The sequence below is a fragment of the Fibrella rubiginis genome (assembly GCF_017353185.1).
In the GTDB taxonomy this organism is placed as follows: Bacteria; Bacteroidota; Bacteroidia; order Cytophagales; family Spirosomataceae; genus Fibrella; species Fibrella rubiginis.
In genome coordinates this window covers 297,373-310,889 of record NZ_JAFMYV010000004.1, presented here as the reverse complement: position 1 = coordinate 310,889, position 13,517 = coordinate 297,373, and the positions used below count along the sequence as shown (strand labels likewise).

The following is a 13,517-nucleotide window of genomic DNA, read 5'->3' as shown; positions in this document are numbered from 1 at the left end:
ATTAATTCAAATTTTTTAGTCAAATGTGCTTTATTCAACAAAATTTATGGGAAAAGCAGAGTTAAGCCACCCTTTACCTGAAATCAGATAGCTGCGAGCGTGCCTCGTGTACCGCCCGTTGATTGGCCTGCTCGCCGGTATATTCTGTGGTAGTCAGTTCCTTACCCTAAACTGTCAACGCTATGCAAACGAAGCAGTACCTGGTACCGCTTGCGCTGCTTGGGCTAGTTGTGCTCAGGCCTGTGTCCCTCTCGGCCACACCACGTCCCGATCCGCTTGGTCGGATGTATCAACAAGCTGACATTCCCATCAAAGGCCGCATCACCGACGAAGGTGGGCTGGGTCTGGCGGGCGTAACCGTGTCGATTAAGGGCACCACCCGCGGCACCACCACCAACGCCAACGGCGAATACACCCTCAACGCGCCCGAAACGGCCACCCTGATCTACAGTTTCGTGGGCTACGCCAGCCAGGAAATCGCCGTGGGCAACCGAAGCACCATCGACGTGCAGTTGCTGCCCGATACCCGTACGCTCAACGAAGTGCAGGTGGTATCGGTGGGGTATGGCGAACAAAAACGCCGCGACGTGACGGGGGCCATCGGCTCGGTTGATATCAGAACCATTCAGAACGTACCCATCCAAACCGCCGATCAGGCCCTGCAGGGGCGTATTGCGGGGGTCGACGTGCAAAGCAATTCGGGGGTGCCCGGCAACGGTGTGAAGGTCAACGTGCGGGGCACGGGTACGATCAACAACTCAGACCCGCTCTACGTCATCGACGGATTTTATCCCGGCAGCATCAACAACATCAACCCCAACGACATTGCCAGTATCGACGTGCTGAAAGACGCGTCGGCCACGGCCATTTACGGGGTATTGGGTGCCAACGGCGTGGTGATCGTAACCACCAAGCGGGCCAAGGCAGGCAAACCCACTATTACACTGGACAGCTATTATGGCTCACAGTCGGCCATCAAATTCCTGCCCCTGCTGGGTACCCGCGATTTTGCTACCGTCAGCAACAACGCCAAAGACAACGGCACGGCCGATAACAACAGCAGCGCGTGGCTGTCGGGCAGGCCGGGCAATATTTTGCAGGTGGGGTCGGAGCGGGTGCCGTCGCTGGCCAACCTGGATAACCTGCCCCTCTACGACGCCTACGATTCGACCCGCCGGGGCCAGCGCATCGACACCGACTGGCAGCGGGCGGTGTACCGGGCGGCTCCCCTGCGCAACATCAACCTGACGGTGGCCGGGGGCAGCGAAAACGCCCGTATCCTGGCGTCGGTGGGGTATTTGAAGCAGGACGGCATTGTGCAGGGGTCCGATTTTGAGCGTATTTCGGCCCGGATCAACGGCGACGTTACCTACAAGCGGCTTAAAATTGGCTCGACCATTTATTTTGCTCAAGAAAATCGCCTGCAAAACATCGGCGGCACCAGCGGCACCACGGCCTCCATCACCAAGGCCTCACCGGCACTGGCTATCTACAACCTGAACCCCAAATACACGCTGGGTTTCAACGGCAACGAACGTAGTCGCGACGGGCAGGATGCCGGCAACCCCCTCCGCGACCTGATCATCAATGACAACCGCAATCTGGCCTACACCGGCTACGGCACCGCCTTTCTGGAATACGAATTTATTCCGGGCCTGAAATACCGGCTCAATACCGGGGTGAACCTGTATTTGGGCACCACCACCAACTACAACCCCGTCTACTATTCCAGCTCGTATGATTTCCGCGCACCGGGGCAGAACTCGCTGTATCAGAATGACTACCGAAGCGTAGGCTGGCTGGTGGAAAACACGGTTAGCTACGAAAAACGCATCGACAAGCACTACTTCACAGTCCTGGGTGGCTACGTGGCGCGGAGCGAAAACCGCACCTATTTCGAGGCGCAAAAACTCGGCTTCCCCGACGGCGACCGCATCCGGGTGGCCGACGCGGGTGGTACCGTTACGCTCTACAACGGCAATAACGGCCAAACGCGGCAGGTGGGGTTGCTGGGCCGGATCAATTATGAGTACAACGACCGCTACCTGCTCACCGTCAATGTGCGGCGCGACGGGTCGAGCCGGTTTGCCCGCGACTACCGCTACGGTGTGTTCCCGTCGGCCTCGCTGGGCTGGCGGGTGAGCGAGGAGCCGTTCATGAAAAACCGCATCCCGGCCCTGAGCGAACTGAAGCTACGGGCGGGCTGGGGCCAGATCGGCAACCAGAACATTGGCGATTACCGCTACCAGCAAACGATCAACATCAACGCCCGCTACCTCTTTGGACAGAATTACGTGTCGGGCGGGGGCACGGTGTCTGACGCCGCCACGGCCAACCTGAAGTGGGAAACCACCGCCCAGACCAACGTGGGCCTGGACTTCGGTTTCTTCAGCAACCGGCTGTCGGGGTCCATCGACCTGTATGATAAAGTCACCAGCGACATCCTGCTTCAGGCACCCATCGAGGCCTCGACGGGGATCGACGGGCGGCCAACGCTCAACGTGGGGCGGGTGAAGAACCAGGGGCTTGAACTGGCCGCGCAGTATCAGCAAAACAGCGGCGGCATAGACTGGAGCCTGGGTGGCAACATCTCGTTTGTCAACAACCGGGTGCTGTCGCTCAACCTCAACGGTGACCAGACGGCGTTTCTGCCCGGCGGGGCCGACAACTCCAACTCGAACCGGTTTCTGACCCGCGCCGCCGTGGGCCAACCCGTGGGCGTGTTCTACGGCCTGGTGGTCGACCGGATCATCCAGAACAACTCGGACCTGTACTACGCCAACGCCGCCGACGGTAACTCTGCCTCGACCTATGGCGGTGGCCTGCGTCCCGGCGACATCAAATACAAAGACCTCAACGGCGACGGCATCATCAACGACGCCGACCAGACCGTGATTGGCAGCCCGATTCCCAAGTTCACCTACGGCTTCTACGGCCGGGCGGGCTACCGGGGCTTCGACGTGCAGGTGCAGTTTAACGGGGTCTACGGGTCGCAGATTTACAACGCCGCCCGCTACTGGACGGAGGGCATGCAGCGGAATTTCAATTACGACGCCAACACGCTAAACCGTTGGGTGTCAGAGACAAATCCGGGTAATGGCAAGGTGCCCCGCGCCAATTCCAACGACGCCAACAACGGGCAGGTATCGAACCGGTACATTGAAGACGGCTCGTTTTTGCGGCTCCGCAACCTCACGGTGGGCTACAATTTTCCGGCGGCCATCCGGTCGAAACTGGGCAACATGAGCAACCTGCGGGTCTATGCCACGGCGACTAACCTGCTCACGTTCACGCACTACACCGGCTATGACCCCGAAATTGGGTCGGGCTACCGGCAGGACCCCAACGCGGGCGACCCCAGCTACGGCTCGAACCTGAACCGCAACATCGACAACGCCAACTACCCCGTAGCCCGGTCGTTCCTGGCGGGCATTCAACTGGCTTTCTAAACACCTCAGCGATGAAAAAGATAATCACTCATTTGGGGCTGGCGGCCCTGCTGGTGCTGGGTACGTTCCAGAGCTGCAAAGACACGTTCCTCGACGCCACCAATCCCAATCAGCTGTCGGTGGGTACGTTCTTTACGAGCGAAAATGACGCCATCAACGCCACCAATTCCATCTATGCAGCCCTGCAACAGGAGGACACCTACAAGCGCAAATACTTCTTCCTCTTCGACCTCCTCAGCGACGACATCCGGGGTAATGACCCCCTCTATGCCGACGGGCAAACGCTGACGGCCTACAGTTTCAATGCCAGCAGCGATACGGTACTGTCGTTGTGGCGGGGGCTGTATCGGGGTATTCAGCGCAGCAACTTCGTGCTCGACAATCTGGTGCGTCTGCCCGCTTCGGCCACCACCAAGCGGCTGGCTGCCGAAGCCCAGTTTCTGCGGGCACTGTATTATTTCGATCTGGTAGTCAACTATGGCGGCGTTCCGCTGCAACTCAAAACGTTTTCGACCGAATCGGGTGGGAAAGAACGGGCCACGCCAGCAGCCGTCTGGACACAGATAGAAACCGACCTGAAAGCCGCTGAGGCGGCCCTTCCCGAAGCCTATACGGGCAATGACCTGGGCCGGGCAACGCGCCTGTCGGCCAAGGCGTTGCTGGGTAAATCGTATTTGTTTCAAAAGAAATTTACCGAGGCCGCCGGCAAGTTGAAAGAACTGGTCGACTACGCCACGGCCAACCCGACCAAGCTGGGTTTGATGCCCGACTATAGCGATAATTTCGTGGAAACCAATGCGGCGGGTGAATACGTGGAGTTCAACAGAGAGTCGCTCTTCGAGGTGTCTTTTGCCGGGCAGGACCGCACGGGTGGCACCGGCAACTGGGGTAACGACGGAACAGGCATTGGCGAGGGCACCTTCCGGGCCATTGAATACGGCATCACGGCATTTCAGAACACCAGCCCGTCAACGGCTATTGTGGCGGCCTACCCCGACAACGACCTCCGCAAACGGCTGGTTATGTTCGGCCCCGGCGACACCTGGTACCCGGAGAAAAAAGCTACGCCCTACCCCCGCACCGACTGGCAGCACCGTAAATACTCGAACCTGACGCCCGGCGGTACCGGCGACGATATCGGTCAGTATCAGGGGTCGTCGATCAACATCCGCGTGATTCGCTATGCCGACGTGCTGCTGATGTATGCCGAAGCGCTTAATCAGCAGGGTACCACGTTCTCGCCCGAAGCCGTGGCGGCGGTCAATCAGGTGCGTGCGCGGGTAAAACTGCCTGCCCTGACAGCGTCGACGGGGGCGCAGCTTTTTCAGTCGATCATCAACGAACGCCGCCTGGAACTGTCGTTTGAGCAGTGCCGCCGCGAGGACATCGTGCGCTGGGGTATCGCCCGCGATGTGCTGGGGACCAAGTTTGTGGTGGGCAAACACGAACTGCTGCCCATTCCGCAAAACGAAATCGACCTGAACGCCCGCCTGACCCAGAATCCGGGTTATTAATTGCCATGTGCAGCCTGCTACTTAAGCAGGCTGCTTTCAAGCCCATTCTTCGCAGATTATGAAAATCAACGCATTGATATACAGTAGTTTATTGGTCGGCTTGGTGTTGGCTGGCTGTAATAAACAGGAACCGTTTGGCAGTCCGTCGCCCACGCCGGGCACCAAAAGCCTGGTCGAGATTGTCACGTCCGACAAGAATTTTAGTCGGCTGGCGCAGGCCGTTACGCGGGCCAACCTCACGCAGGCATTGTCGGGAGCCAACCTGACCCTGTTTGCCCCCAACAACGCGGCGTTTGCGGCGGCGGGCATCGATTCGGCGGCTATCGCCAAAATGGACCCCGCCGTGCTGGGCGGCGTGTTGCGCTACCACGTACTCAGTACGGTGGTGCGTTCAGCCGATGTGCCGGTGGGTATCAACCGCGAAACGGCCACGCTCAACGGAACGGCCTATGTCTCGAAGTTCGATTTTGGGCAGCCCGCCGTGGCGGTCAATGGTGTCCGCGTGACCCTGCCCGACATCGGCGCCACCAACGGGGTCATGCACATAATTGATAATGTGCTCGTGCCGGCTACGGGTACCATCGTCGATGCCGTAAAGGGTAATCCCAACTTCACCTTCCTGCTGGCGGCCGTTACCCGCGCCAACCTGGCAGGGGCATTGTCGGGGGCCGGACCACTCACCGTGTTCGCGCCCACCGACGATGCATTCAAAACGACTACGCCCTACAAAACCCTCGCCGACATCAATGCTGCCACGCCAGCGGCACTGGCCGCTATTCTGCAGTATCACGTAACGCAGGGGCGGGTATTCTCGACCAATTTCGTGCCCGAAGCATACCCTGTTTCGGGGGGTATCGTGGTATCGAGCGACGCCAAAAAGCCGGGTAAGATCCCGACGCTGGGTGGAAAAGCCATTGACGTCAGCGGTGATCTGCGCCTCACCGGACTTGGTAACGGCACCGATGCCGCCACCATCACCCGCGCTAACATCCTGACCACCAACGGCGTTGTGCACGTCATTGACCGGGTACTGCTGCCCGGCAGTTGAGGGGATTCGTTGGTTAAATTGATGGGGTAGCTTCGCGTTGTGGTGTGGCTTCGCGTTGTGGTGTGGCTTCGCGTTGTGGTGTGGCTTCGCGTTGTGGTGTGGCTTCGCGCGGCGGGCCCTTCGACAGGCTCAGGGTGACAACGAACTTGAATCAACATACCTGAACTGCATAGGATGGGCTGTCACCCTGAGCCTGTCGAAGGGCCCGACGCGCGAAGCCACACCACAACGCGAAGCCAACCCGTGCCCTCTATACACTAGCGCAGCCACCTTTCACGCTATGTATACGTTCGCCCTTTCCACCGCACCGGACCCGGCAACAGGTAATACACCATGCACGCAATGCCTGAAATAACCTGGTACGGCTCGAATAAAAATACGTCGGGCCAGCGGCGTTGCTGGTTGGTGCGGGCCAGTGTCCAGAACAGGATTACGGTCTGGAAAAGCAGCTTGCCGAGGTAGATCAGCGCGGCCAGTTTCGGGGCAAAAAGGGCCAACAGGAGCAGGAAAGGCACAAGCAGGTACTGAAACAGCACGCCACCCAACAGCAACGGCGGCAGTGCAAACGCCCCACGCATCCAGCGCTTGCGCTGTTGTAAAAAGGTCCCCGCGTCTGGTGGGGGCAAGGTCTCGGCCAGAACGTCGGGCCGGAGGCGGTGGCCAAACCCGAAGTCCCTTGCCGCGATGGCCTGGAACAGCGTGTAGTCTTCAACCACCGAAAACGGCAGTCCCCCGAAGCCACCCACGGCATCATAGGCGGTACGCCGTACGGCCATGTTATTACCCGACCCGGTGATGGGCCATTTCAGGTTGGTGGCTACCTCGATGAGGCCAAATGCCAGTAGCCAGTCCAACGCCTGTAGCCGCGCCCAGATCGACCGTCCCGCCACGAGCGTAGTGCCCGTGACAATGCCCGTTTCCGGTCCAAATTCGGCCAGCATACCCGTAAGCCAGGTGGGTGGTACGCGCACGTCGGCGTCGGTGATGAACAGAAATTCGCCCGTGGCGTGGCGGGCAAGTTCGGCCAGTACGCGGGCTTTGCCGTTCAGGCGCGTCGTATCGCCGGGGGGAATGTCCAGGAGCTGGAAACGGGGTTTGTCGGCAATAAAATGGGCTACAATTGGGGCCGTTTCGTCGGTTGATGCGTCGTTGCCAATGAGAACTTCATAACCACCAGCAGGGCCGTTCAACGCGGTCAGGGCATGCAGACAGGCTTCGATGGTTGCGGCCTCGTTTCGTGCGGCCACCAAAACAGACACCTGTGGCCGGTCAGGCATAACGCGGCAGAATGAGGGGGCGGCTGGCGTTTTTCTTCACCGGCAACGCCCGAAACTGGTAGCCCAGTTCGGCAAAATAGGCCAGGTAGCGGGGCAGCACATACTGCAAATTTGGCCAGGCCTTAACGCTATCGTGAAACACCACGATAGACCCCGGCTCGGTGTACTGGATGCTTTTTTGCAGCACCGTTTGGGGTGATAAACTCTGGTCGAAATCGCCGGTCAGTACATCCCACATGACTACCGAGTAGTCATTCTGGATACCCTCCGCCTGACTTTTGTTGATGCGTCCGTAGGGTGGCCGGAACAGCGGCGTGGGTACGTTCATTTGCCGTTCGCACTTGCGGATATTGGCCCAATAGACCTCGTCGTGGGTTTTCCAGCCGTTGAGGTGATTGAAGGTGTGATTGCCCACCATGTGCCCTGCCTCAATGACCTTGTAAAACACGTCGCGGTGTTTGCGCACGTTGTCGCCGATGCAGAAAAACGTGGCCTGCGCGGCGTATTCCTCCAACAGCCCCAGCACAAACTCTGTCACCCCCGGAATCGGCCCATCGTCGAAGGTGAGGTAGATGGTGGGGTCCTGCCCGTCGGTCACGGGTATTCGCCACCAGAAATCGGGATACACGGTGCGAAACAGGAAGTTAGACTTGTGCAGGAATAGGGGCATGAGAAGGAATTTACGATTTGGGATTTACGAATTACGATTTATTGCTTACGCCAGCGAATGACTGCTCTGGCGTAAGCAATAAATCGTAATTCGTAAATCCCAAATCGTAAATCAGTTTAGTTTCCGTCCTTTCCAGACAAAGCCGCGGCGTTGGGCGGCGAGGCCGAAAAAGACGACGTAAAAGGGATATAACCACTGGGTAAGCGGAATCCAGCACAGCGCCTTTCGCTTACCCAGAAAGAGCAGTACCGCGCCCAAAAATAAGGCTTCGGGCACCCATTTCAACACCACAATGCCCAGCACGGCTTTCGCCGGGAAATAGCCCAGCAGTCCACCCACCAACGCGGCGACGGGCGTCAGATTACACAGAAAAACAAACACCGCCAGCAGCGTCGGGAAGGGCGACGAATAGGCCCGCCACTTGCCCGCCCACCGCTTGCGTTGCTGATAAAACGCCTTTAGCGACGCGTGGGGGCCTGTTTCAACAATCGCGTCGGGGTGTTTCAAAAACCGTACACTCCCCGGAAATTTGGCCGCAATCTTGTGCATCAGGAGTTCATCGTCGCCCGATGCCACCTGGTCGATACCCGCAAACCCCTTCACTTCCTCAAAAACCGATTTACTGTAGCAAAGGTTAGCGCCGTTGCACATGGTCGGATTTTTCAGCACCATCGTGGCCGCTCCCGCACCAATCAGACTGGCAAATTCTACCGTTTGCAGTTGACCAAAAACAGTACGGTTGGTTGTAAACGTTACCGGACCGCTGATGAGTTTGGCCCCGGTTTCGGCCTGAAAACGAGCCAGTAGCCCCAGCCAGTGCGGCCCCACCCGGCAGTCGCCGTCGGTAGTAACAATGAGCTGCCCCGTTGCCTGCGCGATGCTCTGGGCAATAGCCCGTTTTTTGGGTGAAGCCACCAGCGGGTCATCGTGCAGCGACAGCACCGAGAGCGGGTATCGGGCCGTTTGGGCGTAGGTACGGGCCAGGTCAGCGGTTGCATCGGTCGAGGCGTCGTCGGCCACAATAACCTCAAAATGAGGGTAATCCTGTCCGTTTAGGTCGGTAAGCAGATGGGGTAAGGTAGTGGCTTCGTTCCGGACGGGAATAACTACTGTCAGGCGGGGGAGGGGGGCGTCTGGCAACGGCGTGGGTACGTAGCGGGGTATGCGCAGCCAGGTTTGCCAAAGCAGCAGCGTCATGGCAGCGTAGGCAATGGCCAGGGCCCAGAGTATCCAAATCATGCGGGCAAGATAGGGGAGGGTTAATGTACAATGAGCAATGTACAATGTACAATGTTGCTTACGCGTCTCTGGTACACTGGCGTAAGCAACATTGTACATTAATCCTGCTTTTCCCGCTGAATCAGTCTTTGTCAGCGATGTATACTGATCCACAGTTTAGGTAGGGTATTGTCAAACAAACTATAGTTTATGCAAGCCCAACAAACCGCAGGCCTCAAAGCGCAGGAACTCGATCTCCTTCGCGACAAGATTAAAGACATCCGGATCACGATGATGACCTCTCAGGAACTCGATGGTGATTTCCACACGCGCCCCATGGCTACGCACCAGATGGACCCTGACGGTACGATGTGGTTTTTCACCTACGACGATTCCAACAAGATTGCCGAGATTCAAAACAATAACAACGTAGCCCTTGGCTTCGCCGATCCCGGCTCTGAAACCTACGTGTCGGTGCAGGGGCGTGCCGAAGTGGTGAAAGACCGGGCCAAAATCGATCAGCTTTGGGACGATTTTCTGAAAACCTGGTTTCCCGGCGGCAAAGAAGATCCGCGCATTTGTCTGGTGAAAGTGGCGCCGCATGGTGGTGAATACTGGGACCGTCCGGGTGGTAAGATGATGAAGCTCTTTGAAATGGCGAAAGGAGCCCTCACCGGCGAACAGGACAAAACCGGCCGCAATGAGAAATTCGGTGATGAACCGAAGTAAGTGGTAGGGAGTGGCTTCGCGCTGTAGTGGCTTCGCGCATCGGGCCCTTCGACAAGCTCAGGGTGACAGGGACGTTGAATCAAATTAGGATGATTGTTTTAGTGCCCTGTCACCCTGAGCTTGTCGAAGGGCCCGATGCGCGAAGCCACTCCCACACAAAGCCACACACCACTCCCTACACACTATTTTAAAAAGAAATACACCGTCAGCCCCAGCCCAATGGTGATGACGGCGATGCGGAGGGCGGCAGCGGGAATACGTCGGGCGAAGCGGGCACCCAGGTAGCCGCCAATGATGGAACCGCCCACCATAATGAGTGCCAATGGCCAGACCACTACACCTGATATGATGAAGGTGACGATGGAAATGCCGTTGATGACGCTGACCAGCAGTGTTTTAAGTGCATTGGCATGGTGAATGTCACGCATACCCAGCAGGCTGAACGCCGCCATAAACAGGATACCAATACCCCCACCGAAGAAGCCGCCATACACGGCAACTATAAACAGTACTATGCCCTGCACCCAGCCTGCTACCGGTTTAGGGGCCGCGGCCCGCTTCTCCAGCCGTGACCGAAACGCAAAGAGCAGCGTGGCCGACAGCAATAGATAAGGAAAGATTCTACCCAGCGCATCGGGCGAGAGGCGGAGCAGCAGTAAGGCCCCGGCTAGTCCGCCCAGCAAGCTGATAAGCAGCCACACCACCAGCCGATTTTTGTACGTGGCCCAGTCGTGACGCAGGGCAATGGCGCTCGACACTGAGCCCGGCCATAGGGCAACTGTACTCGTAGCGTTGGCCTGTAGCAGAGGTACCCCGGCAAACGTAAGTGACGGAAACGTGAGGAAGGTGCCACCACCGGCAATGGCGTTAAGTCCGCCACCCAACAAAGCAGCCAGGAAAAGAAGCAAATGTGCAATCATAGGGTTTAGGGGAGTTGTACAGGAGTTGCGCGGATTGGCTTCGCGCTTTGGTGGCTTGGCGCTTTAGTGGCTTGGCGCGTCGTGCCCTTCGACAGGCTCAGGGTGACAGGCCAATTGAACAATTTTCCTGAGTTGATTCAAGTTCGTTGTCACCCTGAGCCTGTCGAAGGGCCAACCCACGCCAAGCCACTCCTATACAACCCACTTACGACTTCTTTATCACTCCCTGGCTGATAACTAAAAGCCCAACCCCCACGGGCAGCAGAATGTTGACGATCCAGAGCGTAAGCGTGGCCGTGAGCAGCAGGGGGGCGGGCAGGGCATAGGGGGCGAGCACCCAGAGGGCTGCGGCTTCACGTACTCCCAGATCGCTCAGCCAGTTGAAGGCAGGCGTTACGGTTTTCACCAGAAAAATAACCCCCACGCCCGCCGCCAGATCCAGCGGCTGGAGAGTGATGCCATATAACCGAAAGGCGGCAAAAAGCTGGGCCGAAAACGTGACGTTGCGCAGCAGTGCCAGCCCGAACGTGACGGCCATATCAGCATGGCTATAGTGTCCAATAATGGCCCAATAGGCGTTGTAACGCCCTATTTTTGGCCACCGCACCGACCAGTCGACAAAGCGGTTTCGGTAAAAATTGAGCACCACACCCGCCGCACTGAGTACTACAAGCAGCGCCAGCAGGGCCTGCCCACCGGGCGTGTTTCGAACGGGGGTTTTTGCCAGATGTACCGCCCAGGCTACCGCCCCAACTACCACGGCCACATAAAACTGCATCCCGCCCGACACCATGGCTGCCCCCACGGCACCCGCCCGGTTGGGTGTTTCTTCGCTGCCGTTTCCGGTGGTACCTCTGATAGACAGCACCCGTCCGGCGGTGTCGCCCAGGCCGGGTAGTGCCATGCCGAGCGATAGTCCCGCCAGTACGCCACCCAGTGCTTCGGAAAACGACAAAGGCGCTACACGCCGGGCCAGCCACTGCCATTTTAAGGCCTCCAGCGTCCAGTTTAGCGGCACCAGTACCAGTAGCGTCAGCGCGTAGGGCGAGGTCCAGGTGGTGTGGCGCAACTGCCTGCCGAGGGCCGACCAGTCGACAACCTGGTGTTTAAGTGTGTAGGCAATGAAGCCCAGAAGAAGACAAAAGATGCCTGTTTTGGCCCAGAAAGTGGTTTTTTTGGCTAGTCCGGGCATCGAATGCGTTTGGATAACGTTACCTTGCATACATGGCCCTGCAAAAAAACGTCCTCAAACCTGAAGTACCGGAGAAAATCATTCTCGGCATCGACCCCGGCACCCGCATTGCGGGCTACGGCGTGATCTCGATTCGGGCGGGCGTGATGCGGATGTTGCAATACGGGGTGATCAACCTCATCAAATATACCACCCACCAGCAGAAGCTTCAGAAACTGCACGAAACGATGGTGCGCCTCATCGAAGAGCACAAGCCCGACGAGATGGCCATCGAAGATCCGTTTTTTGGCAAAAACGTGCAGGTGATGCTCAAGCTGGGCCGGGCGCAGGGGGTGGTGATGGCCGCTGCTCTTTCGCGGGGCATTCCCATCGTGGAATACGCCCCCCGCCGGGTGAAACAGTCCGTAACGGGCAACGGTAATGCCGCCAAAGAGCAGGTCTCGCACATGGTAGCGCACCTGTTGCAGGTAGACCTCAACCCCGAATTCTTCGACGCCACCGACGCGCTGGCCATCGCCGTCTGCCACCATTTCCACGAAAACGCCCTGCCCGTCCGGTCGTCGAAAACGACCAAGAAAGGTGCCTGGGGGGCGTTTGCGAGCGAAAATGCGGATCGAATTATGTGATTTACGACTTACGATTGACGAATTACGATTTTTGCTTTCGCACAAACTTGCTCTGGCGAAAGCAAAAATCGTAATTCGTCAATCGTAAGTCGTAAATCACAATGTCCCTTCTCCTCACCAAGCTACTCCTGATGCCGCTGGTGATGGCGGTGGTTACGTTGGCGGGGCGGCGGTGGGGCAATAAGGTGGGTGGCGTCATTGCCAGCATGCCGTGGATTGCCGGGCCGATTCTCTTATTTTTTATTCTGGAACAGGGCAAGGCCTTCGGCATTCGGGCGGCGCCGGGCGTTCTCACGGGCATCCTGTCCTTAATTGCGTTCTGCCTCAGCTACGCGCTGCTGTCGCGCCGGTTTAGCTGGTGGCTGACCTTGCCCATGGCTTATGCCGTCTACGTGTCGGTAGCCCTGCTGTTCACCCAGACCCACCTGAGCCTGCCCGTTGTTTATGGTATTGTCCTGGCCTGCGTGGCCCTGACGTTGCGCTTGTTTCCCGTGCCCACCAACCAGTCGGTACAACCCCGGCGACTGCCTTATAATCTGGTTATCAGGATGGTGGTGGCTACGCTGTTTATGCTCACGATCACTGCCCTGGCCCGTTTGCTGGGGCCAACCTGGAGTGGTATTCTCACGCCGTTTCCCATTATCACGTCTATTCTGGCGGTGTTTACGCACGTGTCGCAGGGAAGCAACGGGGCCATTGTGAGCCTGCGTGGCATCATGATTGGCCTGTTTGGGTTTACCACTTTTCTGTTTCTACAAGCGTTTTTCCTCCGCGAATTCTCCGTCGGGCTGTCGTTTGGGCTGGCTCTGTGCATCAACGCGGTAATCAATCTAGTGGCTGTGCGGGTGTGTTGATGAGAGGGGGCGTGTGGGTG

Annotated in this window: 11 protein-coding genes; 6 read left to right on the top strand and 5 right to left on the bottom strand. The window is 58.0% G+C overall.

The window, feature by feature from the left end:
• Positions 1–182: 182 nt before the first annotated feature.
• Genes J2I47_RS10605 through J2I47_RS10595 form a run of 3 tightly spaced genes read left to right on the top strand, consistent with a single transcriptional unit; the run spans position 183 to position 6,011 of the window.
• Positions 183–3,449: a SusC/RagA family TonB-linked outer membrane protein gene (locus J2I47_RS10605; protein ID WP_207364550.1), complete on the top strand. Its 3,267-nt coding sequence runs from the start codon at positions 183–185 to the stop codon at positions 3,447–3,449.
• 11 nt (positions 3,450–3,460) lie between these two features.
• On the top strand, positions 3,461–4,963 hold the full coding sequence (locus J2I47_RS10600; protein ID WP_207364549.1) for a RagB/SusD family nutrient uptake outer membrane protein: 1,503 nt from the start codon (positions 3,461–3,463) through the stop codon (positions 4,961–4,963).
• A gap of 58 nt (positions 4,964–5,021) precedes the next feature.
• Positions 5,022–6,011: a fasciclin domain-containing protein gene (locus tag J2I47_RS10595; RefSeq protein ID WP_207364548.1), complete on the top strand. Its 990-nt coding sequence runs from the start codon at positions 5,022–5,024 to the stop codon at positions 6,009–6,011.
• Positions 6,012–6,289: 278 nt separating this feature from the next.
• Here the strand turns inward: J2I47_RS10595 and J2I47_RS10590 are convergent, their stop codons facing one another.
• From J2I47_RS10590 to J2I47_RS10580, 3 genes are all read right to left on the bottom strand, one after another.
• Positions 6,290–7,288, bottom strand: coding sequence for a glycosyltransferase (locus J2I47_RS10590; RefSeq protein ID WP_207364547.1), 999 nt, complete (start codon positions 7,286–7,288; stop codon positions 6,290–6,292).
• Positions 7,281–7,958, bottom strand: a complete 678-nt coding sequence (locus tag J2I47_RS10585; RefSeq protein WP_207364546.1) for a polysaccharide deacetylase family protein — start codon at positions 7,956–7,958, stop codon at positions 7,281–7,283. Before J2I47_RS10585 ends, J2I47_RS10590 begins: the two co-directional genes overlap by 8 nt.
• A 111-nt stretch (positions 7,959–8,069) precedes the next feature.
• Positions 8,070–9,197 (bottom strand): glycosyltransferase family 2 protein, encoded by a 1,128-nt coding sequence (locus J2I47_RS10580; protein ID WP_207364545.1) that lies wholly within the window; start codon positions 9,195–9,197, stop codon positions 8,070–8,072.
• A gap of 189 nt (positions 9,198–9,386) precedes the next feature.
• On the opposite strand from J2I47_RS10580, the gene J2I47_RS10575 reads away from it, so the two are divergent.
• Positions 9,387–9,905 carry a pyridoxamine 5'-phosphate oxidase family protein gene (locus tag J2I47_RS10575; protein ID WP_207364544.1) on the top strand — a complete coding sequence of 173 codons (519 nt, stop codon included), beginning with the start codon at positions 9,387–9,389 and terminating at the stop codon, positions 9,903–9,905.
• Between the two features lie 182 nt (positions 9,906–10,087).
• On the opposite strand, the gene J2I47_RS10570 is transcribed toward J2I47_RS10575, so the two are convergent.
• Both J2I47_RS10570 and J2I47_RS10565 read right to left on the bottom strand, forming a co-directional pair.
• Positions 10,088–10,825 carry a sulfite exporter TauE/SafE family protein gene (locus tag J2I47_RS10570; protein ID WP_207364543.1) on the bottom strand — a complete coding sequence of 246 codons (738 nt, stop codon included), beginning with the start codon at positions 10,823–10,825 and terminating at the stop codon, positions 10,088–10,090.
• Between the two features lie 205 nt (positions 10,826–11,030).
• Positions 11,031–12,017 (bottom strand): lysylphosphatidylglycerol synthase domain-containing protein, encoded by a 987-nt coding sequence (locus tag J2I47_RS10565; RefSeq protein WP_207364542.1) that lies wholly within the window; start codon positions 12,015–12,017, stop codon positions 11,031–11,033.
• Between the two features lie 32 nt (positions 12,018–12,049).
• Between J2I47_RS10565 and ruvC the strand changes: the two genes are divergently transcribed.
• Together ruvC and J2I47_RS10555 are read left to right on the top strand one after the other, a co-directional pair.
• Positions 12,050–12,643, top strand: coding sequence for a crossover junction endodeoxyribonuclease RuvC (ruvC, locus tag J2I47_RS10560; protein ID WP_207364541.1), 594 nt, complete (start codon positions 12,050–12,052; stop codon positions 12,641–12,643).
• A gap of 101 nt (positions 12,644–12,744) precedes the next feature.
• Positions 12,745–13,497, top strand: a complete 753-nt coding sequence (locus tag J2I47_RS10555; RefSeq protein WP_207364540.1) for a hypothetical protein — start codon at positions 12,745–12,747, stop codon at positions 13,495–13,497.
• Positions 13,498–13,517: the final 20 nt, after the last annotated feature.

Excerpts from the sequence above, each read along its gene's own strand:
- J2I47_RS10605 (WP_207364550.1), top strand. The coding sequence starts at position 183 with ATGCAAACGAAGCAGTACCTGGTACCGCTTGCGCTGCTTGGGCTAGTT.
- J2I47_RS10600 (WP_207364549.1), top strand. The coding sequence starts at position 3,461 with ATGAAAAAGATAATCACTCATTTGGGGCTGGCGGCCCTGCTGGTGCTG.
- J2I47_RS10595 (WP_207364548.1), top strand. The coding sequence starts at position 5,022 with ATGAAAATCAACGCATTGATATACAGTAGTTTATTGGTCGGCTTGGTG.
- J2I47_RS10590 (WP_207364547.1), bottom strand. The coding sequence starts at position 7,288 with ATGCCTGACCGGCCACAGGTGTCTGTTTTGGTGGCCGCACGAAACGAG.
- J2I47_RS10585 (WP_207364546.1), bottom strand. The coding sequence starts at position 7,958 with ATGCCCCTATTCCTGCACAAGTCTAACTTCCTGTTTCGCACCGTGTAT.
- J2I47_RS10580 (WP_207364545.1), bottom strand. The coding sequence starts at position 9,197 with ATGATTTGGATACTCTGGGCCCTGGCCATTGCCTACGCTGCCATGACG.
- J2I47_RS10575 (WP_207364544.1), top strand. The coding sequence starts at position 9,387 with ATGCAAGCCCAACAAACCGCAGGCCTCAAAGCGCAGGAACTCGATCTC.
- J2I47_RS10570 (WP_207364543.1), bottom strand. The coding sequence starts at position 10,825 with ATGATTGCACATTTGCTTCTTTTCCTGGCTGCTTTGTTGGGTGGCGGA.
- J2I47_RS10565 (WP_207364542.1), bottom strand. The coding sequence starts at position 12,017 with ATGCCCGGACTAGCCAAAAAAACCACTTTCTGGGCCAAAACAGGCATC.
- ruvC (WP_207364541.1), top strand. The coding sequence starts at position 12,050 with ATGGCCCTGCAAAAAAACGTCCTCAAACCTGAAGTACCGGAGAAAATC.
- J2I47_RS10555 (WP_207364540.1), top strand. The coding sequence starts at position 12,745 with ATGTCCCTTCTCCTCACCAAGCTACTCCTGATGCCGCTGGTGATGGCG.